A 22,155-nucleotide genomic window follows, 5' to 3' on the forward strand; every position below is an offset into this window, starting at 1 on the left:
GCCAGGGCACAACGTAGCTGCCCGCCCACATTCCGCGCGCGGCGCGCTCTGCCTCTCGCTGCTCTTTGTCGTACTTGCCCTTCGAATACTTCGGCCAATCGAACGCGAGCCCGCCACGAACTAGCCACTCCGCAAGATCAACGCCGCTCACTGAGCACGTTGCGACGGTATCGGCTGGCGCGGAAATACGGCAGCCCTTCGGCTAGAAGCTGCTTCTGAATCTCTCGCGGCAAGCGCGCGGCCAACTCAGTGTTTGCCGCCTTGTCCCACGCAGTGCGCGCGGCTGCGCCGTCCTATCCAAGCGCGGTGCTTGGCGTCTCAGCGAACACGCCTTGATTGGTAGTCTCGACTTGCTGCGCCTGATCGCAATGAACGTACCGCCATTTGCAGACACTAGAAACGCATCACGGATATTGAGGCTTGCCGAACCGCCGCCCGTCAGCCGATACGTGCTTCCCGTCATGCCACCTTGGCGACTGATAGTCGCCGGTCGCGAGCATGTTGATACGCATCTTGCTTGCCGTGAACGACGCTGAGAGGTTGGTCAGCGTCGTGCGCTTGACCTTGCTCACGGCATCTTTGATGCGCGCCGTGGGTACGCCAAAATCCTTCGCGATAGTGTCGACTGCGATCTTACGAGCTGCCGGTGGCGGACTTTTCGACGGCTCGCCGGATAGCGTTGCGCATCTCGCGAACGGACAGCGCGTTCGCCCACTTCTCAAGTTTGGTTGCATCGATCGTGGCGGTAAGATCGGGCATTGGGCCTCGCCAATTTGTTAGTTGAAAGATCGTCCGGCTGTGCTAACAGGCGCGCCGTGTTAGTGAATTAGGAGCTGTTCAAATTGAAAGCAGCGAAGAAGAAGCCTGTGCGTCGCGATTGGACTCCCGCAGATTTGCGGGCTCTCAAGAAGCATTCGAAGGATCGAACGCCAGTTGTGAAAATCTCGAAGGAGATGAAGCGAACTATTGGTTCGCTACGTCAAAAAGCCCTGGTGTTGGGCATCGGTTTGGGCCATCAACGCTGATTGAGCCGGGAGCTGCGCAGCGGCAATGCTGCGCGGCCCTGCTCCTCCCATCACAGCTCAGGCGGCGTCCACTTCGTGGGCTCAGCGGGCTCCGGCATCATTGCAGCGAACCGTTCGCCCTGCTCGACCATGCAGAGACGCGACTGCACTCCCGCCTCGCCGGTGGAGCGCCGCTTTGACAAATCGCGACCAGGAAGATCATCAGTGGAAGATGAGCGAGTTTCGTTGCCCATCCTGCCCGTCCACCATGCGCCTTGTCGGCAAAGAGCGCCCTGAGCCGGAATCGAAAGGCTATCTACTGACTTTCCAATGCAGCTGCGGCCAGATCTTCTCCACAAGAAGTGACCAGTAAGGCCCAGCGAGGCCGCGAAGCGGCTCGAGAACATCCTGCTGCTTGACGCCGTCAGCGACGACATGCGGCGCAAACTGAAGGCGATCCGCCTTCTGTTGCCGCGGCGCAAGAACAATCCTGGCGGTGGTCGGCCACGCAATGGTGATGCCCAGGACCGATGATGCTCGCCCAGATCAAGAGCCGCTACTTCGTCGCCGGCATCGAGCTCACCGACGACGTGGTGACCAGGGCGGCGCCTGTCGTGATGTACATGCGAGCCTGGAGCCGCGATCGGGTGCGCGACTACTGCAAGGCCAAGGGCTGGGAAGTCATCGTGGTGAAGCCTCATAAAGATCGCCAAGCTAGATCTCAAAGCGCTGAAGAAACGGGGCAGCCTGCTGCTGCGCCGTCGCAGGGGCGTGCGGATGAGCCGCGTGCCGAAGCGTAATTCTTAGCCGGGAGTTCATCGTCGGCCAGCGGGAGGGCGGCGCTCAGAAAGCCAGCCTGCGGCCGACGCGTGCGCCTGCAGTCGCGCAACGGCACCGACTGGACAAAGCGCTATCCCTGGATCGCCGAGGCCGCGCTGAAGAACCGGCAGAAGCATTTCGTCATCGACGGCGAAGCGGTGATCATCGGGGTTGACGGCATTTCCGATTTCAATGCGCTGCACTCCCGCAAGCACGATCACGAAGTCCAGCTCTACTCGACGTGCTGGCGATGGGCGGCGATGATTTGCGCGAACTGCCGCTGCACCTGCGCAAGACGAACCTGGAACGGCTGCTGGCGCGCCGGCCGGACGGGATCACAAAAGCGGCCTGCCAGCCCCTCAACGGGCTTTGGGTTCACGGCCCAACCACTCGTCCAGCTCCTCGGGATCGATGCGCCAGGAGGGCGATATGCCATCCGCCGTTCGAGCCGCTAGCCGGTAACCCTTCCGGCGGAGCTTGGCCGCCAATTTCTTCGCGCCGGCTTCGTCGCTACACTCAACGGACATGCCTCCGTAAACGACGACCCACTTGTAAAGCTTGGGTTTCTCGGGGTGTCGTCGCCTCGAAAAGTGGCGCATGACCATAAACCCCAAATGTTGAACCTTTAGAGTTCAACCATTATTAGATACCTTGTTCAGACGTTTCGCAAAGAAAAGCAACCTAGGTGCGACTATGCCGCATGCGCGCGCGAGTTGTGACTGCTAGGAATCGACAATTTGCGAGGTGGCCTACGAGGCCGCTTGGATAGCGGCATGGCCAGCCCGATCAGCATCAAGAAACATGAAGTCGTGCCGGCGTGCGGTAGCTACGAGTCCGTTTCGCCGACGCCGACCGAGCGTGTACTTCTATTGGGATGACCTGCCGAGCCGCCGGCTGCGTCCGGACCTGTTCAGCGGAGAAGAGGAGCAAGGGCGCGAAGGCTCGCGCGGGCCGAGACCGAGAAGCTGAAGCAATGAAATTCGCCCCGGCCTCTCCAACCCTCTCATTGCCGAGCCAGTCGGCAGCTCGTCATGAGAACGTTCTGCCTGCAATTCCAACCGGCGCCGAGATCGGAGCTGACCGGGTGCGGGACAAACGCGAGGGCGGCCATGAGCAGCGCGGCGGTGAAGGCGAGAGCGCGGGCGTTCAGATAGCGGGTCATAGGTGTGTCTCCGTCCCTTGAAAGCAGGCGATCATTTGCCGGCTTCAACTTGATGTCGTCGGGTCCCTAATCGTGTTTCTGGACCGCTTCGACCGGCCTCTGGCGAGATCCGTCGCGGCCTCTTCCGCGCGGCGAGCAGCCGCCCCTGCGAATTGAAGTTCCCGCACCATCATCTGCCCGCCGAATCGTGGGATCATGCGTTGATCAGCGAGCACGGTTAGCGAGCTTCCCCACGTCTCATTTCATGATGGATTGTTATTTTCCCGACGTCAGGAAGCCCGGCGGTCTCGCTTGCGATTCCTTGCCGATTAAGGCCCTCAACGAGAGTGATGCCAATCACGGAAGCTAAACGGATTGCGATCTGGAAGAAGCCCGTCCGGTTCGATGTGCGATCCGTCAGCAAGGGCGGAGACAAAATGATATTCGCTTCATAGCTCGGTGATCAACGGAGAGGCGGCAACTGAGGCGGCCTTACAGTTGAGAAAGCAGAAGGGTGAAGCACGCAATCAGCGTTGCCGTACTGAGGCTCACCACGACGAGCGCTTGTTCACTGCGGGCTTCCAGCTCTTTGTCATCCATAAGGCTCAACGCCCGTGCGCATTCCCGGTTTCATGTCGGCGGTCTTAGACCTCGCGAAGTAAGCCACTTGTCGATATGAGCGACCATTTCGTCTAACCTGGCTTTGCGAAGCAGAGCCTCCCGATCGACACCAGGGGGAAGCAACTTGGCCTTCTCGCGAAGCTGTTTTGCCTCGGTGACGAGGCGTTCGTGAGTGAAACGGAGACGCTTCATTTGCGCTTCTCCATTCCGTTCGAGGAGGCGGGAGCGCAGATAGGCGCTCTCATCACCGATAAAATGCCGGAGGCCGCGCGGTGATAATTCTTAACGTCGTTCCCAGAGTTTTCGTTCAGAACAGGACAGCGAGCCTCACCCAGTCGAAGGCCCGCCAGCGTGAATCGGCGGGTTACAGGCAAATCGCAGTTCGAAGTCGCCTACGAGATGGCGAGATTCATTCTCGTCAATATGGAAGGTCGTCAGGTGAAAGGCATAAAGCGGCAAGAGTTCTTGCATTTGGTAGCTGACTGCATCGAGGCCTTGCGCGGCATCAAGGCTAAGGAGATTGTCAGCTAAAAAGTGAGGCTAGCACGCTGGAGGATCATCCATCCTCCATGGATTGGGCCACCAGCCATACCTTCTTTTCCCGGCGGCGAGGAATTAGGAACGAACGCGGCGAGGCCAAGTTGCAGGTTGGGGACTTGGCCTCGACCGCAAGTCTCCCTCTTGTGTATGCAGAAATGGATCTGCGGCTCTCGGCACCATACGGTGTCCGAGAGCCTAGTCCTGCAGAACGCAGGCCGCGACCTTTTTCCCTCATTGATCAACCGTCGATAGGTTTGTAACTTGAGGTGGGGCCGCCGACCCTCTGTAATAGCCAGCGGCCCCTGCCGACCACTTCCAATTGCCCTGCTTCACAGAAGCAATGGCCGACACGAGTTAGTACGAACAGTGGCCCGCCAGGTTCCTCCGGCGGGCCGCGTCGTTCACGCCCTGAGCCTGCGGCGATGCGTCCCAGCCGCCGGCGGTTACGTCGTCTCCAAAGTCGGGACGGTGTGACCCTCCCCGGGCGCTTCGGCGCGTCTTGGGGAAATCTGCTTGCGCGCCCGTGCCTGTTGCGGTTGGATAGTCCGGGGTCGGGGGGGCACCATGATGTGTAGCGGTGGCCATTTCCGGTGCTATAGCTCGCATCCATGACCGCCGTTTCGCGAGCGATTCAAAGAGTGCTGCGACAAGCCCTGCTCTATGGCCCTCTGCAAGAGCGCAGCGGTCGGCTATTTCACCCGGGAGGCAGCAGACCTCTATGCAGCCGGGATTTGGCGGACCAACTGATCAAAGCCGGTTTCATTCTCAGGAATGGGCAGCGGTACGAGTTGACGGCGGAAGGGCGGCGCATCGCTCAATAGCGCTCACAACCACCCCGGCCTCGAAGACCCCTCTACGAGGCCGCTTGCTGATCGCTCTAACTTCACCGGTGCTTGCGATCGCCACCGCCAGTTCATGACCGCATCTCAGGCACCGGAAATCAATTTCCTGCGGCTGGCCGTTCCAGCTCGATTGAATGAAATGCGCTGCCATTGGCCACATTCGGCAGTTCGGGCACGCAACTAAAACCTGATCGGGATTAAGCACGGGCAAAGCTTTTCAATCTTTCCCCAACGCTAGATTTTTGGAGCTGTTCCTTTCACAAGCGGCGACCGGGCTCACAGCCGGGCATAGAAAACGGCTGCAGCACAATCCTAACGCCTTCGTCTGGAGGTCCGCGGCCGCTCCCCTCGAGCGGGGCGCTTCGGCGCGACGCAGTCCGGAATTTACGCAGGTAAATGCGCCCGGCCCGCGCCCGTGCCACCTTCTGACGACCAAAAGGTGGGTGAAATGGCCCTGCACTTTACCCGCGTTGATACTTCACGGGACGAGCTCGAAATATGGATGGCGAGCAGTGGCGAATTTTCGTTCGTGATCAGCAATGAAAGTCGTACCGGTCCCGGGCTTCATGGGTGCCTCATGGCGCCCCATCCACTTGAATAAGCCGGCAATCAAAATTGCTGGGTCTCCCTTCAAGACCCTCGCAGAAGCCGAGAATGCCTGCGAGGTTTTCCTGATACATCTGACGCGATAAGGAACGCCCGCGGCATTCTGAGGGGCGGCAGCGAGCCAACTATGACGGCACACCTAGGCGCTGCGAAACCCAACCGTGTGGATCGCGTTGATGCGTCATGCCGCGATACTATTTCGATATTCACAACGGTCATCCATATCGAGACGAGCTTGGCGAGGATTTGCCGAATGACGAGGCAGCTTGGCGCACGGCCATCAGGCTCGCTCGCGATATCGAAGACAAATTGGCTCCAGGCGGAGTATGGAAGCTGGTGGTTAGAACCCGAGAAGAGGCACCCGTTCCGAATAGAGATCAAGTCCGAATGGGTGCGCCAAGTGGCTCCTTAGTGCCGATTATGATGAGCTGGCCCGAATCGCGCTAGGGCCGGGTCGTGAAATCCCGCAAGCTCGTTGAGCTCGCCAGCGGCATCGAGCCCGTCCAGGACGGCCGGCGGCGGGGATGGCACGTTTCCCGCTTGAACGGAGGCATGCGAGCGTTTCCGCATTGAGGCCGCAGCCCAACAGAGGTACCTCCACTGGGCGGCCCAGATTCACATGTGTGGTGTCAGGACCTGATCATTCGCGAGATCATCTCCGCTCCCCGGGGAAGGCTGAGCTGTTTCATCGCGAATTGTTTTGAAACCCGGTTAGGGCCGCTGTTTCAGGACAGCGGCCTTTGCTTTAGCGCTCGTGATTCAATGGCGCCGGGTTTGTCTTCCGAAAGGAGTGGGGTTATGTTTCATTCGTCATCCAGCGTGCCGCAAGATTTAGACCGCGACACCTACATCGTGTTGGACGCATCCGGGACGTGGTTGGGGCGGCACTTGGTGCGACGGTGAGGATGACCACGAAACACTGATATTCGATCTCTTGGAGGGCCGGTATAGCCCTCCCCTGCGCATTGTCTGTTTCAACACCGCCGAGGGATGGTCGCGCGTCGTAACGACAGACATCGCCGCTGATCTGCGGCGACGCTCGGAGGACGGCGAGGCTGTCCCATCCTTTTTGCATTGTTTGTTGGAGATGGCCGACCCCGCCGAAAAGGAACACCCTGGAGCCGTTCGCCCCTTAACGCGCTTCCTCAGCTAAGGAGTAGTTCACTAAAACTAATTTGTCCTAGGCGGTGCTGGAGCTGCACGAGAGCGGGACCTGTGTGCGGCGAATCAACAGAGATGACGCCGACTGAGCGGCTTCTGCCTTCTTGGTGTTCGATCCGCCTCGGATGGTTGCCGATCCAGCCAATCGGCCAATTGTTTGTATTCAACAGCCATGCGCTCTAGTTCCCGGCGCGTGGTGTCGGTGGATGAAGCGCCGCCTGTTGTCGGCACAAACGCTCAAGCGAACGATAGCAGAAGTTGGGACGGTCAGAATGCGTGACGCGATGTAAAGCTGCCGCATACAGTACTTCCACGATAGGTCGGGAAACTCCATCGACAGGTTCATTTAGAAAGACGGCGGCGCATGCCTTACTCTTTGGGCGAAACCTTCTCTTGGTTGTTGGCTAGTAATTCGCAGGCGTCCGCCACCTTGCCATATCAGGCCCGCGTATCTGCGTCGGCCATTATGTCGCCCTTGGTGCGAAGCTCTTCGGCCTGGTGCCGATACCGCTTCACTATGGCGGTATGGTCAATCGGGGAGCTGGACACTGAGCAGCCTCAACCTCTGTTATCGCGGTAGGCTTTGCTCTCACTCCGAGACATGGCGCTCTCGAATACCATCAAGCGAAGCTCACCACGTTCGCGTTCGTGTTCTACCTGAAGCGAGCGGCTTCGGCGCTGGAGTTCTCGGCTCTCTTCGATAGCAGATTGCGCGCGTGCGAATAGGGGATCAATCATGGTCAAGCTACAATGTCCCGTCCCCGCCATCTGTTCCTATTGCAAAGGTTAATCCGGTTTGTTTTCCGGGAAGCGAGAATGGGTTTCTCGACCCAAGAAGGTATCGGGCGCAGGACTGTCTAATAGTTCTCGCGCCTGCTTGATGATTTTGCGCGTGTAGTCGATGAGCTTGATGTCTTGTTCGCTCAGGAATCGACGTTTTGAAATGCGCTTGTCGGCCATAGCGCAACTCCCTTGCCTATGCAGGCGGGAGCGCGCTCAGTCTCTCAGCCACCGACGCCTACGGACATGCCTTGGCCGGTGATGAGCGCAGAGTATCACAAGTCGCGTTAGTTCAAAGGAGCGGCTTTAGCCTCTCGGCGGCTCCGGATGCCAGAGCTTCGGGACTTCCAGCTTAAGCAGCGCCTTGGAAGTGGCAATCTGCTCGCGTGAGGGGCGCAGCATTTCCTCTACCTGGTCGTTGGTGGCGCGCGCTCGTTCGAACCGCGCATCAACATAACGAGTTGCAAGGACCAGAACTCCAGACCAGACGCTGCGCTCTGTTCACTTTTGGACAGACGCAAGGTCCTTGGGGGTCCTAATCGTTCCCGTAGCGGAACGGGCACGGCAGCATTCAAATGAAAGACATCCAGGCTCAGTTGGAAAAGCTCCGGACAGATGCGGCGGAGTGCGCCCTGATCCGCGATTTGGCGACCGATAAAAAGAAGCGGGAATTGTTTGCCAAACTAGCCGACCATCTAGGCGTGCTCGCGGAAGAAGTCGAACGCGCCATGACGGAGATTGGCAAGCAGGTCATAGCCCCTGATTTGCCGCCTCGGGCTTGAGGTTCGACCTTCTTTCGTTCTTAGACACAACCTGAATATGCCCTTGCGGTTGTAACGGAACGGAACATGTCCCTTCTCGCAATAAACGGCCCCAGCTCCAGAACTGAGGCCGCCATGCTGCTGAGCCCTCCGATCGGACTTACGGGAGGCCCCAATCGGAGCAGAGTCAGAACGACACAAGCTCCGGTGCGTTCCGGGATTCGTAAAGTTATAGGCAAGTGCCTATTTGCTGCCCATGCGTATGGCCTACTAGCTCTGCCTGGCGACCGCCGGCAAGCAGGTCCCATCGGGGCCGGACTGGATCTGCTATGGAGCGGGAGCTCTGAAGCGAGGCTGAAGTCCCCCGCCTTGCATTCACCGTCTCAACCGGCGGGCGTGCGTCACAAGCCGAGCCCGCACCCGATTCCTGTGCGAATCGGGCGCCGGAAGCTTCACGGATCGCCCTCCATGAGCGGTCGGTAATGGCGCAGAGCCCCTGTCACTGGAGACGATTGTTGCGTGAGCCGGGCAGCGTAGCCCAGGAACAGGAACAGCAGGCCACACGATACCAAGCTGCCGTAAGCAAGATCGTTCACCAGGACAAAAACCAGCGCGCTGAGAACAAAGGCGCCTTCACGGTCCATTATCGCCAACATCCAGAGTCGGCGCAGCGCAAACACAATCATCGGCACAAGCGTCGCGCCACCGAGCCAACCGAACTCGACCGCAGCCTGCAGGATAACATTATGCGGGAACATCTTCAGGCATGACGTGCGTTCGAACGAAGAGAGGCCGTGCCCGAACCAACCAGAAGTCGGCATCTGTGAAACCGCGGAGCGCAGCAATGTCTTTCGCATCTCGACCGTGTTATTGGCCTCAGCACATTCTTCCGCTTCAGATCGCGCTTGGCCGTTGAACGGATCAATCGCGGCCCGTCTTGATCAAATGATCGCGCCTGCTCGGCGGCGGCATTGAGCGCTGGCGCTCGTGGCTGCGGCCGACCAACTGCCCTACATCATGGCGAAGACGCTCCAAACCCGACAGATCAAAATCAAGCAGACAGAGCGGCTTGCTGGGCATCGACTCTCGCAAAGAAAAGCCGTCCTTTTGATCGCAGCAATCCGTCCGACTCGGTTAATTTTGCAGGTCAAAGCTCGCAAGCCGCTGTCGATCGAGGATTGCGATTTCCCGTTGAGTATTGCCGATGAACTCGAGGATGCCCGCTTTATGTAGTCGCGACACTACACGCGATACAGTTTCGAGCGTTAGGCCAAGGTAGTCCGCGATATCACGACGCGTCATTGGCAGCGACATCACATCGGCAGCGCTCAGGCGCTCGTCCATCTCATGTAAAAACGCAGCAACTCTCTCCAGCGAGGTTTTCCGCCCAAGCAGCAGCACGTGGTCCTCCGCGTGTTGCAGCTTGCTGGTTGTCAAGCCGAGCAGGTTGCGTGAGACAACCATGTCACTCTCCGCCACCACCTCAAGGCTTTGCCGTTTGATCAAACAAACAGTGGTCTCTACCACCGCTTCTGCGGTAAATCGATGCGTTTCAGCGTTGTCGAGCCCAAAAATATCCCCCACCAAGTGAAATGCGCCGATCTGGCGTCTGCCATCTGAGAGCAGCTTGTAACTTCGCACCGCCCCTGCTTTTACCTGATAGACGTACTCGGCAGGCTCCCTCTCGCCGTAGATTACCTTGCCTTTTCTATACGTGAATTCATTTAACCTGACGATTGGATTTGAGCCGCTCGCTATGCCAAAGTCACTGAGCGAATTGGGGCGATCGTCTGTGGTGGTGCGCACAAACATGGTTCGATACTCCTCAACCATCTTTTCTGACGACGTGCGAACTGATCCTTCTTTGACACGAGATGCTCAATCAGCGTGGACATGAGCACCGTTGAGCGGACACCGAGACTGCGTGACTTTGAAATTAGGTCGGATGTCGTCGCCCCAGCTATTCGAGAACACAACGGAATCATCTTCGGCCCTGAATAGCTGATGTACAACTTACAAATTTAAGTGGCACAAAGCGCATGTGGCCGGTGGAGCGACAGCAACCGCGCAGACCCGGCGAGAGCCCCCGCGCTGCTCGATCATGGATCGCGGTTCCCGACCGGAAGCGCAGCGCCCATTTGCTCATAAGCGTCCGCAAGAAAATGGTCGAAGCGCTCGATCCGGATCAGACCGAGGCGCGGATACTCCATGTCGGTGACGATATAGAGCGCGATGGTGAGCTGCGACAAGCCGCAGGCGGGCCGACAGTTCGGTTGCGAACAAGCTCCAACGGCAGCAGAGTCCCATAGCCGGTTTTTTAGTTCGAGCAACTTGCTCTGTTGCCTGCCGGAAAAATCTTCCGCTCTTTGCAGCAACAGGAAATCGTGCGCCGTGCGCGAACATACTCTTTGAGAAGGGTCTGTAGCTTGCGGGCATCGTCTCCGCCAAAAAGGCTGAACGATCGTGGGCCGTAGTGGCGGCCGTCGCCTCCTGAATAACCAACTGTCGTCGGTCGTCGAACCGCTGCAGTGCACCAGCAATGGTGAATGCCAGCAGCAATCCCATTATGGCGAAGATGGCTCGATCGACCGTCCCAAGCCCGGCCATGCCATCGGCGCCTTCGTGTTTCGATAACGCAAGCCCAAGCTCCTGCCCCAATGCCAACGGCAGCGCGAGCTAGACGGCAAAAGGCCGTGTCGCATTGGCCTCGATGAAGGCTTGCAGTGCTGGTGAAACAGCGGTCGCGGCGACCGTTGCGCGAGATCGTCCGCGATATCTGCCGTGGCATCCCGCGACTAGCCCTCGACGGCGTTGAACGCGATGATCCGCAACGGATAGCGTACTGGCCCGCGAGGATGTCGCGCAGCACGGTCTCGCGGTCCGTGTCGGCTTCGTCGGTTTCGCGCCAAGTGCAGCCGGCCCGGGCGCCGAAAGGAACGACTCTCGACAGAGCTAGTCATCTTCATGCCTCTCGGTAAAAGCCTCCAATGAATCCACGCCGAGAGAAAACCTTCCTACAAAGTTGGCGGCCTCGGCACGATGACTGGCGGGGACTGCAGTGGTGCTTATTGCCGAACGCAGGCATCTCGCACTAACATCATAACGTTGACGATGAGGACCCAACTTATTTGCTGGCTTGGCCATGCTGACCTGCGGCCGCACCAACTGTGACGATGACGCTTATCAAAGCGAGCCTGACGGGTCTCCAATTTTGACAGCCGATCGAAGCGATTCTGGGAGAAGCGACAGACAGACTCACTTTCGTGGTCCTTGGACGTTGAAGGGAATTCCGCGCTGCAATTGCAACGATCGCTTTGCCAGGCTGTTTGCCTCGGCATCATCGGCAGAAGCGTGTCTAGGCGTCGGTGACTGAGAGACCTGTTGCGCTCCCGCCTGCAAAGCGATGGAGCGCGTGCAATGGAACATGGTGGAATAGAGTTTTTTCTCGTCCAATCGCTTTCGCCTAAGGGCTGGAAATGGATCGTCCGCTTGGGCGATATTGAGAAGCTCGGAAGCACAGAGGTTGATCGCCAGAGCGCAATTGGACGAGCCAAACAGTTCATCGACGACTTTATTGCAAAAAGAAAACTTTCCGAAGTCCCCGACCCGCCATCGATCGTGCCACAAGATGCTGATCATAACATGTACGTGGTGCTGGACGTCTTCGGGATCTGGTCGGGTTGCGCTTGGCACGAGGTCGACGAAGAGGACACCCGCGAGACGCTGATCAACGACCTTCTGAACGAGCAGTACAGGTATCCGGTGCGCATCGTTGCTTTCAACACCGCGGAGGGATGGTCGCGCAGCGTAACGATGGAAGTTGCCACTGAATTGCTGCGGAGGTACGCCGCAGGGGGAGATGTCCCCCACTCTTTGCAGCATTTGTTAGAAATGGTCGGCCATCGCTAAGTGTAATGCGTTGGCCAAGGACCGGTGCCCCAGCAACCATGGAAGGCAGTGGCTGCCAAAGGCCCCAGCTCAGGTAGGCTAGCCGATCTCATGGATCCATTCAGGTCCGGACGGGACCTGCCAGCGATCGGCGCTCAAGGTGGAATGGGTGCAACGATAGTCGGCGCAGTAGACCAGGACGCCACGCACGCCCACCTGGCGCATCTCGCCGAAGTTGATCTTGATGGGACGTTGACCGGACGGTGTGCGGTTCTCTACGCGAACAGGACGCATGCCGGCATGAAAGCGGCATCGTCAGCGTCTCGCAAATTTTCGATTCCTAGCGGCTCGGAGAGGCGGCCAGCTACTGCGGGTCGGGTTGTAAAGAAAGGCCGGCCTCATGCGCATGCTCGCAGACGTATATTCGGCCGGAAGATCTTCTTGGATTCGCTCGACTGCCGGATGGCGGACTTGCGAGCGCAGAAGAATCAAGCAGACCTACCGTGAGCGGGTTGGCGATCATCCGATAGAAATTTGGGACGGACCGCATAGCCCAATGACTCGCAATGGCGCCAATGGGTCCTATTTTCGGGCGCTTCAATCGTCTTTGTATGGTTTGACCGGTTCGTTATAAACACACTCGATGAACGGGGGCGCGCCGCCGCGTCTGCGCACGGGAAGACGATTGAGGTCTTCGAGACGCGGTGGTGCGACGCGAAATCGTTATGAAATGGCCCCAGCCGAAGGGGAAAGGGCTGGGGCCTAGCGGAAAAAGTCTCGCGATGGAGTCGAGATCGAGACCGGCCGATTCAACCAACCATGCCGACGCTCGTTCCTATTTCAGTATTCACTATCAAGATACAATCAGCGTTGCTGACAATGTCAGCATCCTTGAATAACCAGTCACCGCTGAGAGGCAAATGCGCCCGCATACCGTGCGGCTCATCTCATTATAAGGGTGCGAGTCATTTAGACTGCTCGGGCGGCCTTTCCCTTTTGCTAATCTCATCTTTGTACCATTGGCGCGATGATCCAGCTTCCGTTTGTTCAGCAGCGTCCTTTGCGCGCGCTGCTTTGATTTGCTCTCGAATTGAGATCTCGCCCTCCGGCGGCTCGGATTCACGATCCCAAAATCGACGACCATGAGCATCCCTGTCCCAGGGGCGCGCTGGATCGGCACTTTTTTCCTCGGCGGCGGCTCTTGCTCGATCTGCCTTGATCTGATCTCGGAATGATTGCGTTTCTGAGGGAGGCGCGGTCTGCGACAGCGCACCAGAAGGTAAAAGACTGAGCAAAACTAGCAAAAAGATTTTTTTCATTTCCGACGCTACCACCTTAGGCGTGAGGCAGACAGCGAATTCTCCAGTTCTGGAGCTTGAGTTGCCTTGCTGATTAGGCTTTGCGCATCATTGCGCTATGCGCTTCGATATTTGCACGCTCGATAAATGGGGTCGCGCGCTCACCATAGGGGCATCACCTGCGAATTGCCCCGTTCCGCCTTCAATCGCTCCCGGTTCGCATGAAAAGCTTCTTGGGCGCGTTCATACTCGGACATCGCGGCCTTGGCATCCGCTTGCCTGAAGGCCTTGTGGGCCACTCGCTGAGCCGCGGAGGGTACCTTTCGCCGGTGTGGGTTCATTTCCGCCTCCTTTAAGTCGTTGGCACAAATTGAACAACCAAACCAATTAGCCACGCAATTGTGAAACGGGATTAGCTCTTCTCTTCGCTTTTCCGTCGCCTTTCATCGTGGCGGTCTCGTTTTATGTGGCTTGCTTTTCGGCGTGCTTTTGGATGGTGCCTTTGCCACTTCGGCGAAGTACCGGCCGTATTCTTCGGTCCTTTGATCGGTCAAACCAAACTCCAGCAATCGGCGAATTGCCTCGGATCGTGCTGGATGGTCCGGCTGCTTAGCCGACCAAGCGTCTATTCTCTCGCGAAGATCGGCCGACAACCTGATCGCGGTCACTGGGTCCCGACCAGTGGCCGGCCGACCACGGCCTTTTTTTGGTACTACCTTATTTGACTTCGCCATGTTTTGTGTAGTACCATAAAGGCAAGCCGAGGGGAAGGTATCAGCTCCCGCCTCGGCCCTGACCCACAAACCATGGAATACCCCATGACGATGCAGGCTGTCCGACCACATAGCACACGACGGCAGTCCTTTGCGCAAACCGCTTCAGTGGCGGCGGCGTCGGCTACTATCCTGCCCGCCGCGGCCGCTCCGGTGGCCCTAGACGGCGCCAAGCTGCAGGCCGCTGATGACGCCCTGAAGGCCGCGGAGGCAGATTACAGCAGGAAGGACGAGGCCTACTTCGCGTGGGAGAAAAAGAACCCCCAGCCTGCTAACGGCAATGATCGGCATGGCCGGGGTCGGTGGGATGGCAAGTTCAAAAGATGGGAGCGAGAGAACGGCTATCTCGCCGCGCAACTAGCCCAGGAAGAGGCGACGGACGCATGTCGGGAAGCCCAATTGGCCGTTGCGCAGTACCGGCCGCGTGACATGAACGAGCTGGTCCACAAAGCATGCCTCGGGTCTATTTCGACGGCAGGCAAAGGCGCGGGCGCGGGCCTAGCCTAATAGCGATGGGCGTCGCGTTCGACGTGACGGCGCTGGGCACCGTTCCGCAATACTTCGTTAATCATTGAGGGACATGCTTTAGAGGTCGCGGAGGACCAGCCCCCTTCCTTCCCGCGACTAGACATGAAAACCACATGAAAACCCCGTCGGCGCCAATGCCGGCGGGTTTGTCGTTCCGAGCGGCAAGTGGTTCACGACTAGGATCGCTGAGTTCGTATCCGTCGCCCAACCCCGTGGGTCAGAGCAACGGTGTGATGTGGTCCTCGATCAGGAAATATTGCCAGCCAAAATTTGGCACCCAATTTGGCACCCAACACGATGGGACGTGTGGGATTTACCAGGTACCAGACGTGCCGTGAGTCTCAGGAACAGCCAATAAAACAACACTGGATGGGACATCCGGCGACGTGGCGGGATGCATGGAACAGCATTTGCAGACCGCTGCGTAACCACTCCGCCACCCTTCCAAATTATTGAATTCTTTGCGGCCTCTCGCGCGCGCTTTTTATAGCTGCCATTAGGCCGTTGTCTATCGCCGGATTATGCACCGTGCTGCTGGCGGGCCGATCGCCCTTTGGCGGTGGAACCCCGCCAGCCAAACCGCGTTCCTTGCCTAACCCCGCCGGTGTTAAATATCGGAGGGATGCGGCGATGCAGGACTATCAGACCCATCTCGAAAAGCTGCGACGCGACGCCGCCGACTGCCAGTTAATCGCGACCCTCGCGACAGACAGCAGCAAGCGCGAAATGTTCAGACGACTAGCCATGCACCTCTCGACGCTCGCCGACGAAGTTGAGCGCGAACTCTTGTTAGAATGCCAGAAGCGTCCTCACTAGGCGCGTTACTGCCGCGCTGGATATTCCGCGATCTTGCGATCGCCCTGCCAAAGCTCGACAGTTGCTGCGCACGCTCTTTGGCCGTCTCATCGTCTGCGCAGATAAGATCGACTTGACCCACGACTTGCCCGTCGGGCCCGGCTCGCGGCGCGAACGGCGGGACTGACCATGCTCACCCTGCGCCTGATCGGCCCAACGACTACGAAGTCCGCGAGGGCGGTCAGCGCATCGGCCGCGTCCGCTATTTGCGAGCGAGCACGCGCCCGGCATCTGGCTGTGGATGGTCGCGGTCACCATCCCCGGCCCGCCGTTCGGGAGCGCCGACGCTGGGCGCGGCCCAGGCGGCGTTCCGGTCGGCGTGGAAGAGCTTCAAGGAGAAGTACGGCCCCGACGAGCTGGCGCGCGCCTACGGTGCCATGAACCACGCGAGCCGACCGGGTCGGCCCTGACGGTTGCGAAGCCGGTGCCCGTGCATATCTGCGCGGCATGCCCCAAGCCCTTCGACTTCGCCATCTGCACGACCGGCAAAGCCGTGCCGGCCGGGAACGATTGGCTTCACGAGATCAGGTATGACGGCTATCGCGCGCGCCTCGAACGCGACGGCGACCGCGTGCGCCTGATCACCAAGGGCGGCCATGTCTGGAGCGGGCGTTACCCATGGATCGTCGAGAGCGCGCGCTTATGAACCGCGAGAAGCGCTTCGTGCTCGACGGCGAGATCGTCGTGCTCGGCGTCGACGGCATCTCCGACTGCGACGCCTTGCATTCACGCAAGCACGGAGGCTCCGCTCTAGCCTTCGATGCGCTGGCGATCGACGGCGACGATCTGCGCGCACTGCCTTTGCATCTACGCAAAAACGATCTCGCCCGCCTGCTCGCGCGCCGGACTGATGGCATCTTCGCCGCGCAGTTCGAGCAGGGCGAGATCGGGCCGGACTTATTTGTCGCAGCCTGCCGGATGGGATTGGAAGGCTTAGTATGATCGGCCCTATCGCAGCGGTCGCTGCAAGCACTGGGTCAAGGTCAAGAACAGGAAGCATCCGGCGATGGAGCGAGAGTTCTAATTCGCCACCTACTCAGCCGGTCTTGAGCGGCGGGCGTGGTAACGTTAACAAATGCTTTCGATTGTCGATAAAATTTTATCGATTAGGATGTAACCAGTTGAGCGGCGTGACGCACCGCTTGATGAGAGGCCAGCGAAGCTGGCGTGCAGCTTCATCGGCCTCGCCGAAATTCAGCGACGGAACCGGTCGTCAACCGGCAGTTGCGGAAATGAGCCGTTCGGTGGCCTCGCCGGACGGCTCTTTCTCTTTGGCCGGCACCTTGCGTCAGCACCGACAGTTGGATCTAGAACCGCAAGCATCCGCGATGAGCCGAGCGAGGGAGCCGTTCAGGTATCGCTTTTACCCGTGTACGATGTATGGAAGCGCGACGATCGATTGGATCACCCTTCGCGATCAGGAAACTGTTGGATCATCCTTATGTTGTTTTTGAAGCAGGAAATCCAATCACGCTTTTTTCCGATTGGACAATCTCGAAATTTCGGCGTTTGTGTCGAGGCGGAATAGCTCCCTTGAGCCTCCCTGCCTCGCGACCTACGCAGCCCAATCTGCCGATAGCGCCTCAGCCTGCTGCAAGACCTTCTGCACCGCCGCGTCCTGCAAGTCCGGCGGATAGCCGTACTTGCGAAGAAGGCGCTTCACCAAGACCCGCATGCGGGCGCGGGCCGCCTCTCGGTGCATCCAGTCCACTGTGACGTTCTTTCTGCCCGCCACCAGTTCGTGCGCGATCACACGCAGCGCGGGTTCGCCCATGACTTGCCGCGCGCTCTCGTTTCTCGGCCAGCGCGTCATAGAATGCGATTTCTTGTCTGAGCCGCGCTCCTCAGCTTTCCCTCGTCAGATGCTTTAGGATGGCGCTGCAAGCCTGCTCGGCTTCGGCGAGCATTTTGAAGGGCGTGCCGCCGATCTTGACCGCGCCGCCACCCCCGATAGCTCGGCGCCACGACGCCACATAGCCGGCGCGCCCACGAAAGCCGGGGCCGGTGGACTCTCATAGCTGATCACGAACGACAAGCCTTCGCTGCTTGCGCTCCATATTTCCATGTGCTCGATGGCACGGTGGAATTGCAGGGCCGTCCCCAGTCGTTCACCTGTAGCGGATCGCAAATATCCATCGGTAGGAGAACGCCGCAAGGTTTGAACAGATGGCCCTCGCCCGTCTGTTCGAAAGCCGACAAACAGACGCCTTTCCAGTCGCAGTGTGGGAATTGGGACACTACTGCGGCCCACGCTCAGCGGGCGCATCCTCCCTGCCATGGGCACGCGGCCGGCTCTACGGCACCACGGTCCGCATGGCGCGCGGCTGAGGCGCGCCGGGAAGCCGACAGGCTCGCCTGCGGCGCCTGGACTGAGCGCATGCTCGCCTTCAAGGGTCCGGCCCAGCCTCGCCGACACTCGGTGACGCCCTCAACGCGGGCTACGCCTATCTGGAAGTCCGCTGTCTCGACTGTGAGACCCACCAGGCCGTCGCCCTCGACATCGTACGCGCCCGAAGACAAGATCGTGTCCCTTGGCGCGGTGTAGCTGAGTGGGTGTCACCACGTTCGCCGGCATGGGCCGGCTCGGTCAGCTGGCGATAGCCGGGAAGCTGACGGCGGGATCATCGCCCAAAGGCGCGATCGTTTCCAGCGTCATGTAACGGCCGCGCTGGACTGCCCACTCGTCGTTCTGTTCGAGCAGGATGGCGCCGACCAGGCGATTGATGGCGTCCTCGTTGGGGAAGATGCCGACCACTTCGGTCCGCCGATAGATTGTTCGAGCGCCAGGAAACCTTCCGAAGTGCGGAACGCAGTTTGTGCGCTGTGCTGTATATCTTGGCGACGGCTTCGTTCTGTCCCCGAGCGGGCACGGCGCGCGGCACCTGTAGGGCCGCACCAACCTTGCTAACTAGCGCGCGAACGTCGGGCTGCGCGGAACGGTCGCGTGTAGCCAGCGCCATCAAAGCCGCAACTCTTGTCGGCTAAAGGTGCTTTGTGGCCCACTCAACTCGGTCAACGCCCACACCAGCGCATCGACGCGATCCGGCGGCGCCACAAAAGTGCAGCAAAACGGCGCTTGCTACACCCCTGTGGATAAATCGTTAAGAAATGGCCTCTGTAGCAGACTGTGGCAGTCTCGAATTTCCTACGCCCCATTGCACAAACCCTTATATTTATAGCGTTTCCATGTTGCGCTCTCGGGGTGTAGCAAACTGTAGCATTTCTTAATTTGCTACACAGTCCATGTGTAGCACTTTTTCCCCCGCTTATAGAGCGGGGGAAATGCTACAGGACCGCTACACACGATTAGGGATCGGCGGCAATCCGATTCCTGCCACCATGGGAATTACATTGCTCGGCGTTCCCTGTCCTGTGCTTCCGATCAGGCGCACAAGATCGCCTTGGATCAATATCCGCGCCTTGCTCAATAGCCCTTCCCTGATGCGCTGGAAATCCTTCCTCGGATTACTGGCATCGCTCGCCAGCGCGCCGGTCTCGAAACAATGCTCGCGCCATTCGTCGAGCGTTATCGTGCGGCCATCCATCTCGGGGCGTAGCTTGCCGTATTTGCGCAAAGCCGCGTCTAGTGCGCGGAAGCCGTTTGCCTCGCTGTTATTGAGCGGCTTTCCGGCCTTCGCTGCCAACGGCGCTGCCACGGCCCGCGCTGACACAATGAAGCCCGTCACGGGTTCGCCGTCGTCATCCTTGCCTATCTCGATTGTCTCGCACTCGAACGCTGTCAGGTCGCCGTCCGCCAATTCGTTGGCATAGGCCACTGTCATCTTACGGACGTTGCCTGATGCCTCGATCAGGACTCCGACGTCCCTATCGCCCTGCGTCGCGTTGCTGCCACGCTCGCCCTTCGTAACGTCTTTGCCGGTGTGTCCGATCGTCATGCAATGCAGCGTCGGGAAGACCTCGATCAGTCGGCGAAGGTTCGCAGCCGCGGCGTTCTGATGCTCTGCCTTATCCTCGTTGCCGCCGCCCACAGCAATGCCCTTGTTCCAGGTGTCGAATACTACCAAGCCCACGGGGATGCCGAATTGTCGCTCGGCGGCTTCGATCGTCGCCTTGATGATATCGACGCATCCGGGATCCAGCATGTCGATCAGTCGACCGCACACCGCGAACGGAAGGTCTTTGAATCCATCGCGGACTTGATACGCCTCTAACCCCTTTTCGACCTGTCTTGCGCGCTCGAAAGCGAAATAGACGACGCCTCGCGCTTCCCTGATACGTTTGCCGCGCCAATCTTTCCCGGCCGCCAGGTGCACACAGACATCGACCGCGGCCGTCGTCTTGTTCGTCTTGGGCAAGCCGTAAATTGTCGACGTCGCGCCCTCCGCCAGGAATCCGCGAAGGTGATAGCGCAAGCGCGGACGGTTTCGGACTTGCCCGAAAAAGATCAGCGGTAGGGCTTCGCTCTGCTCGTTGCTCGGCGCTAGCGGTGGCGACGGCATGGGAGGCGGGAGCGGAACGTTGTCGAACATGTGCGCCCGCTTGTGCTCGCGATAGCCGTTCTCGTTGCTGAACTTGATCAGGGTCGAGCAGTTGAGCCCACCCGCCTTGTTCGGATTCTCGCGCTTCCACACCCCCGCGAGCCGGTTTTTATTGTCAGCATAGCTGATTGTCTGCGCGATCGGCCAACCAGAAGCGCCGAACGCGCGCCGGATTGCCCAAACCGATTTGTGCCAGGTGTCCTCGTCGTCGAAATACCCCGTTGGAATGAGAAAACGGCAGCGGTCGCTGATATCAGTCAGGTCATAGGATTCGGGTTCGGCAACGTCGGCAGCGTTGTTGCCGAGAACTTCCACGAGCACCTGAAACACCGCAGTGTTGTCGTGCGGCGCAGGTGTATCCGAGACCATTTGGTACCAACCGGATTCCCTTCCGTCCGGCGTGCCGTCGTAAAAAGCACCGGGAGCCACTATGTATCCCGTGATGCGCGTGTCGACGTTCGGGATGAGCGCGCGCTGCGTCAGTGTCGAGAGATCAAATCCCGCCGGCACCTTAACCAGAACATGCCAGCCATTGCGCGCAGATTTGAAGCTCGGTGTGGGGGCAACAATCCCGCGCGCCGTCCAGAATTCGCAGTACTTCGTCCAAATGTTGGGGTCTTTTGCGACGTCAAGGTCGAGAGCGATGCAACCGGACGCCGCGGCATAGATACCGAAATTACAGCGGTGCGCGTCGTACCACGCTAGCCACTGCGCGCGGTCTTTCGACCAACCCTGACTCCAGCGCTGCACGATCGAAGCGGGTTCATATGGCGGCTTCCAGCCCGGATCTTCCTTGAAACCGTAGGGGATCGGAAACAGCGCCAGGCCGTGCCGTTCGGCGAAATCAAAAAAATCAGTTGTTGTTTTCATGCCGCCACCTTCGTCCTTCGCCCGCGACGTGCGATTTCCACACCAAGTTCGGGGATCATCCGGACAAGCTGTTCGAGGCGCACGCGGGTCGTGGCGCAGCGCCGCGGCGGGTTTGCATCGGTGTAGAACCACACCTGACTGTCGTGCTCGATCCATTCGTCAGATCGGCACGCGGTGATCGTCGGCGGGCCAAGGGGAATGGAAGTAGGTACGCGACCTGAGTCGTGGCAAAGAAATGCTGGCGACGATATCCGCACGATTGGTTGATAGCGCCGGTTGAAAATGATCGTGTCGCGACCGGCGAGGTAGGCGCCGTACGGAAGTTGGTCGAAGTTGATTTTAGGCACGTCGGTACTCCTATTGTGGAGCCCAAGCGACAAACACGTTGCGATAGCCGCCGAAGTGTGCTATCCGATCGACCTGACACAGTTAATCGGAATACCCTTCGACGCCTCTGCAATGCCCGTTGCAGGGGCGTTTTCCGCTTTAAGCGGCGGTTTCGAATGTTGCGAAGAAGATGCGGGGATTGAACGCCCACCGCCCCGCGACCTTGCGCGCTCCGTCGATCTTGCCGCGCTCAAGCATGGCAAAGGTCGCTTTTTCACCTTTGCCGATCAGTTGCCCGATGGCTTTGGCGCCCCAAACGATTTCCGATGGACTCGTCATAGTGCGAGACTCCAATTGAGTGCTCGCTGTGACGGATACCGCGGGCGAGCACAGTGTGTGCTGATCGCTCCCGGGCATCCCGCACCGTTCAGCTTCTGCGATCTCCGTCAAGGCATCCCGCCCCACAGCGCCATCCCGGCGCAACGAATTCGCTGCTTTGCTTGGAAACTGCTTCTCACTCTACGCCGCTTGAGTAAATTTCTGGCTAACGCGCCCTCGGCTAATCCTTAACACCAGCTTTCAACCCGATCTCGATCAATTCGCGGATGGCATCCGAGACGTTCGGAATCGGGCGTTGCTTGTCGCGCCACTTGTCAAAGGCTTCTCCAGCATACGTTCGGTGAAGCCACACACCCACAACACGCAGTAGCTCGCGGCCCTTCCGAGATGCTAGGAATCGATAATTTGCCGATTTGTCCCGTTGCCTGCGCATTCCAGGGATGGTGATCAGGTGTTCCAGACGATGGTGATCACGGATTCCAGTGATCGTGATCAGGTTCGGA

The 22,155-nt window shown here is 59.0% G+C and carries 24 protein-coding genes and 4 pseudogenes; 11 read left to right on the forward strand and 17 right to left on the reverse strand.

The features are described from left to right. Positions 1 to 404 precede the first annotated feature (404 nt). Positions 405 to 572, reverse strand: coding sequence for a hypothetical protein (locus Q2941_RS26025; RefSeq protein ID WP_458194117.1), 168 nt, complete (start codon positions 570 to 572; stop codon positions 405 to 407). A gap of 61 nt (positions 573 to 633) precedes the next feature. Next, positions 634 to 759 carry a hypothetical protein gene (locus Q2941_RS26030; RefSeq protein ID WP_458194118.1) on the reverse strand — a complete coding sequence of 42 codons (126 nt, stop codon included), beginning with the start codon at positions 757 to 759 and terminating at the stop codon, positions 634 to 636. Between the two features lie 83 nt (positions 760 to 842). Here Q2941_RS26030 and Q2941_RS26035 point away from each other — a divergent pair, with 83 nt between their 5' ends. The 3 genes and pseudogenes from Q2941_RS26035 to Q2941_RS26045 form a co-directional block, all read left to right on the forward strand. Then, positions 843 to 1,025 carry a hypothetical protein gene (locus Q2941_RS26035; RefSeq protein ID WP_458194119.1) on the forward strand — a complete coding sequence of 61 codons (183 nt, stop codon included), beginning with the start codon at positions 843 to 845 and terminating at the stop codon, positions 1,023 to 1,025. A 512-nt stretch (positions 1,026 to 1,537) separates the two neighbouring features. Then, on the forward strand, positions 1,538 to 1,804 hold the full coding sequence (locus tag Q2941_RS26040) for a hypothetical protein (protein WP_458194120.1): 267 nt from the start codon (positions 1,538 to 1,540) through the stop codon (positions 1,802 to 1,804). A 60-nt stretch (positions 1,805 to 1,864) separates the two neighbouring features. Beyond that, positions 1,865 to 2,169, forward strand: a pseudogene (locus Q2941_RS26045) (ATP-dependent DNA ligase); the annotation flags it as partial. A gap of 657 nt (positions 2,170 to 2,826) precedes the next feature. On the opposite strand, the gene Q2941_RS26050 reads toward Q2941_RS26045, so the two are convergent. Next, positions 2,827 to 2,985, reverse strand: a complete 159-nt coding sequence (locus tag Q2941_RS26050) for a hypothetical protein (protein WP_458194121.1) — start codon at positions 2,983 to 2,985, stop codon at positions 2,827 to 2,829. 2,771 nt (positions 2,986 to 5,756) lie between these two features. Between Q2941_RS26050 and Q2941_RS26055 the strand changes: the two genes are divergently transcribed. Then, on the forward strand, positions 5,757 to 6,020 hold the full coding sequence (locus tag Q2941_RS26055) for a DUF6894 family protein (protein ID WP_458194122.1): 264 nt from the start codon (positions 5,757 to 5,759) through the stop codon (positions 6,018 to 6,020). 1,500 nt (positions 6,021 to 7,520) lie between these two features. Here Q2941_RS26055 and Q2941_RS26060 read toward each other — a convergent pair. Beyond that, the gene (locus Q2941_RS26060) at positions 7,521 to 7,694 is read right to left on the reverse strand and encodes a hypothetical protein (RefSeq protein ID WP_458194124.1); all 174 of its coding nucleotides are present in this window, start codon (positions 7,692 to 7,694) and stop codon (positions 7,521 to 7,523) included. A gap of 395 nt (positions 7,695 to 8,089) precedes the next feature. Between Q2941_RS26060 and Q2941_RS26065 the strand changes: the two genes are divergently transcribed. Continuing rightward, a complete protein-coding gene (locus Q2941_RS26065; protein ID WP_458194125.1) occupies positions 8,090 to 8,296 on the forward strand; it encodes a hypothetical protein in 207 nt (68 codons plus the stop codon). A 431-nt stretch (positions 8,297 to 8,727) separates the two neighbouring features. Here Q2941_RS26065 and Q2941_RS26070 read toward each other — a convergent pair whose 3' ends face one another. The 5 genes and pseudogenes from Q2941_RS26070 to Q2941_RS26090 all read right to left on the reverse strand — a co-directional run. Next, positions 8,728 to 9,132 (reverse strand): hypothetical protein, encoded by a 405-nt coding sequence (locus Q2941_RS26070; protein ID WP_458194126.1) that lies wholly within the window; start codon positions 9,130 to 9,132, stop codon positions 8,728 to 8,730. Between the two features lie 64 nt (positions 9,133 to 9,196). After that, positions 9,197 to 9,355: a hypothetical protein gene (locus tag Q2941_RS26075; protein WP_458194127.1), complete on the reverse strand. Its 159-nt coding sequence runs from the start codon at positions 9,353 to 9,355 to the stop codon at positions 9,197 to 9,199. Positions 9,356 to 9,409: 54 nt separating this feature from the next. Next, entirely contained in the window at positions 9,410 to 10,087 is a 678-nt protein-coding gene (locus Q2941_RS26080) for a helix-turn-helix domain-containing protein (RefSeq protein ID WP_458194128.1), read from the reverse strand. 287 nt (positions 10,088 to 10,374) lie between these two features. Next, entirely contained in the window at positions 10,375 to 10,650 is a 276-nt protein-coding gene (locus tag Q2941_RS26085) for a hypothetical protein (RefSeq protein ID WP_458194129.1), read from the reverse strand. Between the two features lie 301 nt (positions 10,651 to 10,951). Continuing rightward, a pseudogene (locus tag Q2941_RS26090) lies at positions 10,952 to 11,207 on the reverse strand (hypothetical protein); the annotation flags it as partial. A 485-nt stretch (positions 11,208 to 11,692) separates the two neighbouring features. Between Q2941_RS26090 and Q2941_RS26095 the strand changes: the two are divergent. After that, a complete protein-coding gene (locus Q2941_RS26095; RefSeq protein WP_458194130.1) occupies positions 11,693 to 12,184 on the forward strand; it encodes a hypothetical protein in 492 nt (163 codons plus the stop codon). A 78-nt stretch (positions 12,185 to 12,262) separates the two neighbouring features. Here the strand turns inward: Q2941_RS26095 and Q2941_RS26100 are convergent, their stop codons facing one another. Together Q2941_RS26100 and Q2941_RS26105 are read right to left on the reverse strand one after the other, a co-directional pair. After that, complete coding sequence (locus Q2941_RS26100; protein ID WP_458194131.1) at positions 12,263 to 12,457, reverse strand: hypothetical protein; 195 nt, start codon at positions 12,455 to 12,457, stop codon at positions 12,263 to 12,265. Positions 12,458 to 13,128: 671 nt separating this feature from the next. Then, positions 13,129 to 13,482 (reverse strand): hypothetical protein, encoded by a 354-nt coding sequence (locus tag Q2941_RS26105; RefSeq protein ID WP_458194132.1) that lies wholly within the window; start codon positions 13,480 to 13,482, stop codon positions 13,129 to 13,131. A 797-nt stretch (positions 13,483 to 14,279) separates the two neighbouring features. Here Q2941_RS26105 and Q2941_RS26110 point away from each other — a divergent pair. From Q2941_RS26110 to Q2941_RS26125, 4 genes are all read left to right on the forward strand, one after another. After that, positions 14,280 to 14,741: a hypothetical protein gene (locus tag Q2941_RS26110; RefSeq protein WP_458194133.1), complete on the forward strand. Its 462-nt coding sequence runs from the start codon at positions 14,280 to 14,282 to the stop codon at positions 14,739 to 14,741. 651 nt (positions 14,742 to 15,392) lie between these two features. Next, complete coding sequence (locus tag Q2941_RS26115) at positions 15,393 to 15,578, forward strand: hypothetical protein (RefSeq protein WP_458194134.1); 186 nt, start codon at positions 15,393 to 15,395, stop codon at positions 15,576 to 15,578. A gap of 463 nt (positions 15,579 to 16,041) precedes the next feature. Further along, positions 16,042 to 16,263: a DNA ligase-like domain-containing protein gene (locus Q2941_RS26120; RefSeq protein WP_458194135.1), complete on the forward strand. Its 222-nt coding sequence runs from the start codon at positions 16,042 to 16,044 to the stop codon at positions 16,261 to 16,263. Next, on the forward strand, positions 16,260 to 16,559 hold the full coding sequence (locus Q2941_RS26125) for a DNA ligase-like domain-containing protein (protein ID WP_458194136.1): 300 nt from the start codon (positions 16,260 to 16,262) through the stop codon (positions 16,557 to 16,559). The genes Q2941_RS26120 and Q2941_RS26125 overlap by 4 nt, the downstream gene beginning before the upstream one ends. 613 nt (positions 16,560 to 17,172) lie before the next feature. On the opposite strand, the gene Q2941_RS26130 is transcribed toward Q2941_RS26125, so the two are convergent. After that, positions 17,173 to 17,430, reverse strand: a complete 258-nt coding sequence (locus tag Q2941_RS26130; protein WP_458194137.1) for a type I restriction enzyme endonuclease domain-containing protein — start codon at positions 17,428 to 17,430, stop codon at positions 17,173 to 17,175. A gap of 504 nt (positions 17,431 to 17,934) precedes the next feature. On the opposite strand from Q2941_RS26130, the pseudogene Q2941_RS26135 reads away from it, so the two are divergent. Beyond that, positions 17,935 to 18,125: pseudogene (locus Q2941_RS26135) on the forward strand (hypothetical protein); the annotation flags it as partial. A 79-nt stretch (positions 18,126 to 18,204) separates the two neighbouring features. Here the strand turns inward: Q2941_RS26135 and Q2941_RS26140 are convergent. The 5 genes and pseudogenes from Q2941_RS26140 to Q2941_RS26160 all read right to left on the reverse strand — a co-directional run. Next, positions 18,205 to 18,390 (reverse strand): annotated as a pseudogene (locus tag Q2941_RS26140) (transposase); the annotation flags it as partial. 523 nt (positions 18,391 to 18,913) lie between these two features. Continuing rightward, on the reverse strand, positions 18,914 to 20,986 hold the full coding sequence (locus tag Q2941_RS26145; protein WP_458194138.1) for an AAA family ATPase: 2,073 nt from the start codon (positions 20,984 to 20,986) through the stop codon (positions 18,914 to 18,916). Continuing rightward, entirely contained in the window at positions 20,983 to 21,333 is a 351-nt protein-coding gene (locus Q2941_RS26150) for a hypothetical protein (RefSeq protein WP_458194139.1), read from the reverse strand. The genes Q2941_RS26145 and Q2941_RS26150 overlap by 4 nt, the downstream gene beginning before the upstream one ends. 139 nt (positions 21,334 to 21,472) lie before the next feature. Continuing rightward, positions 21,473 to 21,763: a hypothetical protein gene (locus Q2941_RS26155; protein WP_458194140.1), complete on the reverse strand. Its 291-nt coding sequence runs from the start codon at positions 21,761 to 21,763 to the stop codon at positions 21,473 to 21,475. A 109-nt stretch (positions 21,764 to 21,872) separates the two neighbouring features. Continuing rightward, the coding region (locus Q2941_RS26160) for a hypothetical protein (RefSeq protein ID WP_458194141.1) at positions 21,873 to 22,155 on the reverse strand (283 nt) is incomplete at its 5' end.

The sequence above is a fragment of the Bradyrhizobium sp. UFLA05-153 genome (genome assembly GCF_054185185.1).

What these genes read in the sequence shown, in the direction of transcription:
- Q2941_RS26100 (WP_458194131.1), bottom strand. Translation starts at nt 12,457, where the DNA reads ATGCGTCCTGTTCGCGTAGAGAACCGCACACCGTCCGGTCAACGTCCC.
- Q2941_RS26145 (WP_458194138.1), bottom strand. Translation starts at nt 20,986, where the DNA reads ATGAAAACAACAACTGATTTTTTTGATTTCGCCGAACGGCACGGCCTG.
- Q2941_RS26040 (WP_458194120.1), top strand. Translation starts at nt 1,538, where the DNA reads ATGCTCGCCCAGATCAAGAGCCGCTACTTCGTCGCCGGCATCGAGCTC.
- Q2941_RS26130 (WP_458194137.1), bottom strand. Translation starts at nt 17,430, where the DNA reads ATGACGCGCTGGCCGAGAAACGAGAGCGCGCGGCAAGTCATGGGCGAA.
- Q2941_RS26060 (WP_458194124.1), bottom strand. Translation starts at nt 7,694, where the DNA reads ATGGCCGACAAGCGCATTTCAAAACGTCGATTCCTGAGCGAACAAGAC.
- Q2941_RS26075 (WP_458194127.1), bottom strand. Translation starts at nt 9,355, where the DNA reads ATGCCCAGCAAGCCGCTCTGTCTGCTTGATTTTGATCTGTCGGGTTTG.
- Q2941_RS26105 (WP_458194132.1), bottom strand. Translation starts at nt 13,482, where the DNA reads ATGAAAAAAATCTTTTTGCTAGTTTTGCTCAGTCTTTTACCTTCTGGT.
- Q2941_RS26125 (WP_458194136.1), top strand. Translation starts at nt 16,260, where the DNA reads ATGAACCGCGAGAAGCGCTTCGTGCTCGACGGCGAGATCGTCGTGCTC.
- Q2941_RS26095 (WP_458194130.1), top strand. Translation starts at nt 11,693, where the DNA reads ATGGAACATGGTGGAATAGAGTTTTTTCTCGTCCAATCGCTTTCGCCT.
- Q2941_RS26110 (WP_458194133.1), top strand. Translation starts at nt 14,280, where the DNA reads ATGACGATGCAGGCTGTCCGACCACATAGCACACGACGGCAGTCCTTT.
- Q2941_RS26070 (WP_458194126.1), bottom strand. Translation starts at nt 9,132, where the DNA reads ATGCGAAAGACATTGCTGCGCTCCGCGGTTTCACAGATGCCGACTTCT.
- Q2941_RS26030 (WP_458194118.1), bottom strand. Translation starts at nt 759, where the DNA reads ATGCCCGATCTTACCGCCACGATCGATGCAACCAAACTTGAGAAGTGG.
- Q2941_RS26065 (WP_458194125.1), top strand. Translation starts at nt 8,090, where the DNA reads ATGAAAGACATCCAGGCTCAGTTGGAAAAGCTCCGGACAGATGCGGCG.
- Q2941_RS26115 (WP_458194134.1), top strand. Translation starts at nt 15,393, where the DNA reads ATGCAGGACTATCAGACCCATCTCGAAAAGCTGCGACGCGACGCCGCC.
- Q2941_RS26055 (WP_458194122.1), top strand. Translation starts at nt 5,757, where the DNA reads ATGCCGCGATACTATTTCGATATTCACAACGGTCATCCATATCGAGAC.
- Q2941_RS26050 (WP_458194121.1), bottom strand. Translation starts at nt 2,985, where the DNA reads ATGACCCGCTATCTGAACGCCCGCGCTCTCGCCTTCACCGCCGCGCTG.
- Q2941_RS26080 (WP_458194128.1), bottom strand. Translation starts at nt 10,087, where the DNA reads ATGTTTGTGCGCACCACCACAGACGATCGCCCCAATTCGCTCAGTGAC.